The following is a 2,613-nucleotide window of genomic DNA, read 5'->3' on the forward strand; positions in this document are numbered from 1 at the left end:
CCCGACGAGACCCCGGCCGGGCCCCCGCCCGCGCCCGCGTCGGTCTGAGGCTCCGTCGTGGTCACGGGCATCCCCAGCCGGTGCCCGAGTGCGGCGGCGGGTCAGGGCGCCGGGAGCAGGTCGGGCGAACGGGCGGCCACCACCTCGCCGATCAGCGCGAGGGCGGCGCCCGCCGGCACCGGGGGCAGGGCACGTCCGTCGCGCAGGCGCAGCGAGACCGCGCCGTCGGCCGCCTCGCGGGGACCGACGACCGCCGCATACGGCACCCGGGCACGGGCCGCGTCGCGGACCCGGGCGCCCAGCGAGCCACCACCATCGACCTCGACCCGCAGCCCGGCCGCTGCGGCGTCGGCGGCGAACCGGCCCGCCGCCTCCGCCTGCCCGTCGACCGGGAGCACCACCAGCTGCACCGGGGCGTACCAGGCCGGGAAGGCGCCCTCGTGCACCTCGATGAGGTACCCGAAGAGCCGCTCCATGCTGCCGACCAGGCTCCGGTGCACCATGACGGGCCGGCGCCGCGCCCCGCCCGAGTCGGTGTACGACAGGTCGAACCGCTCCGGCTTGTCGAAGTCGAGCTGGACGGTGGAGAGGGTCGCCTCCCGGCCGGCCGCGTCCACCACCTGGATGTCGATCTTCGGCCCGTAGAACGCGGCCTCACCGGGGGCCTCGGTGAACTCCACCCCGTCGAGCGCCGCGCGGAGCAGGTCCTCGGCCCGCGCCCACCGCGCGTCGTCGCCGACGTACTTCTCCCCCGGCCCGCGCAGCGACAACCGGAACCCCGCCGGCCGGACCCCGAGCGCGGCGTGCGCCGCGCGGATCAGCCGGAGGATCTCCGCCACCTCCTCGCCCACCTGCTCCAGCATGCAAAAGTTGTGCGCGTCGTTGAGCGAGATGGCCCGCACCCGGGACAGCCCGCCCAGCACCCCGGAACGCTCCGCGCGATACATGCCGCCCAGCTCGGCGACGCGCAGCGGCAGGTCCCGGTAGGAACGCCCCCGGGCCCGGTACACCAGGGCGTGGTGCGGGCAGAGCGCCGGGCGGAGCACGAACTCGTCGGCGCCGAGTCGCATGGGCGGGAACATGTCGTCGGCGAAGTAGCCGAGATGCCCGGAGAGTTCGAACAGTTCCCGCCTGCCCAGCGGCGGCGAGTAGACGTGCCGGTAGCCGGCCCGGCGCTCCAGCTCCCGGACGTACTCCTCGACGGCGTGCCGGGCGGCGGCGCCGGCCGGCAGCCAGATCGGCAGGCCGGCGCCGGCCAGCGGGTCGGAGACGAACAGCTCCAGCTCCCGGCCGAGCCTGCGGTGGTCGATCATGTCGCGCTCCTTCAGGGGTACGCCCCGAAGACCACCCGGCCCGGAACGCCACGAGGCCCCGGGGCGGATCACCCCGGGGCCTCGTCGACGGATGGGTCAGTGCGACGCGCCGGGACCTCCCGGCGTCGTGGTCAGTTCCGCACTGCGCATGCCGCGACGGTACGCCCGCCCCGACCGGGCCCGCACCCGGAATTCCCACGGCCGCCGCTCCCGCCGCCAGGGCGCGACCGCCGCCTGCCGCCACTCCCGCGCCGGGCGCGGCCATCGCCTGCCGCCGCTCTCGAAGCCGCATGCCGGTGCTTCCGGCGCCGGGGCGCGGACGCCTAGCTGGGTTCGTGGGCGGCGATCACGCCTGGACGGCCCGCCCGCTCGGCCGGGCGCTGCCGGGGTGGCGACGGCGGCGCCGGAGCGGCGGCGGGCGATGGGGGCGAGCCGCCGGCACGGGACCTGCCGGCGGCCCGCGGCGACCCGGTCGTCGGGAACGGGGGACCCGACGGTCGTGGGCCGCGCCGACAACGGTACGCCGCTGCCCGCCGGTCCGCCGACCGCCCCGCGCCCGCCGGCCCGTCACCGACGTCCGGGTCCGCTCGTTGGAAGTGGGTGGCCCTGCCGTGTCGCTGGTCACCACAGGCCAGGGCCGTCCCCGGTGACGCCGGACACGCCGTCAGGCTCCGTACATCCGATCGGCCCGTCCGGCGAGGTGGCAGTCGTGCCCGAACTACTCACTGAGGTCGCGTCGCCGGCCTGGGCGTATCTCGCGCTGCTCGGGCTGCTGGTCGTGGACGCCTTCGTCCCCGTCATCCCCACCCAGGTCATCATGATCACCAGCGGTGCGCTCACCGTGTACGGCGGGCTCAGCCTGCCGGTGACCATCGCCGTCGGCGCGCTCGGCGTGTTCGCCGGCGACCTCGCCTGCTACCTGCTCGGCCGGGGCACGCCGGATCGCGGGCCGCCCCGCCACGCCGGCCCGGGCCGGGCCCGCCGGGTCGCGAACCGGGTGACCCAGGCGTTGCGCCGGCCCGGGCCGCTGGTGATCCTGCTCTGCCGCTTCGTGCCCGGCGGCCGGATGGCGGCCTGCTTCTCCGCCGGGCGCAGCCGGTACCCGTACCGGCTCTTCCTGCTCTACGAGGCGATGGCCGCACTGGGCTGGGCGACGTACGGGGCGCTGGTCGGGCACCTGGGCGGCGCCGCGCTGACCGGGTCGGCGTGGCGGCTCGCGGTGGTCGCCGGGGTGGCGGCGGCCGGGTTCGCCGCCGCCGGCTGGGCGATGACCCTGCTCGCCGCCCGCCACACCCCCACC

Annotated in this window: 2 protein-coding genes; one reads left to right on the forward strand and one right to left on the reverse strand. The window is 77.2% G+C overall.

The genetic code is table 11. The features are described 5' to 3' along the window. Positions 1 to 101: 101 nt before the first annotated feature. Positions 102 to 1,313 (reverse strand): threonine--tRNA ligase, encoded by a 1,212-nt coding sequence (thrS, locus tag C1I99_RS31030; RefSeq protein ID WP_111137695.1) that lies wholly within the window; start codon positions 1,311 to 1,313, stop codon positions 102 to 104. 709 nt (positions 1,314 to 2,022) lie between these two features. Here thrS and C1I99_RS31035 point away from each other — a divergent pair. Beyond that, a partial coding sequence (locus C1I99_RS31035) for a DedA family protein (RefSeq protein ID WP_111137696.1) occupies positions 2,023 to 2,613 on the forward strand: 591 nt, incomplete at its 3' end.

Origin of the sequence: Micromonospora deserti (genome assembly GCF_003236335.1) — a bacterium.
In the GTDB taxonomy this organism is placed as follows: domain Bacteria; phylum Actinomycetota; class Actinomycetes; order Mycobacteriales; family Micromonosporaceae; genus Micromonospora; species Micromonospora deserti.

Bases quoted from the DNA above. Each gene is read 5' to 3' on its own strand.
- thrS (WP_111137695.1), bottom strand. From the start codon at position 1,313: ATGATCGACCACCGCAGGCTCGGCCGGGAGCTGGAGCTGTTCGTCTCC.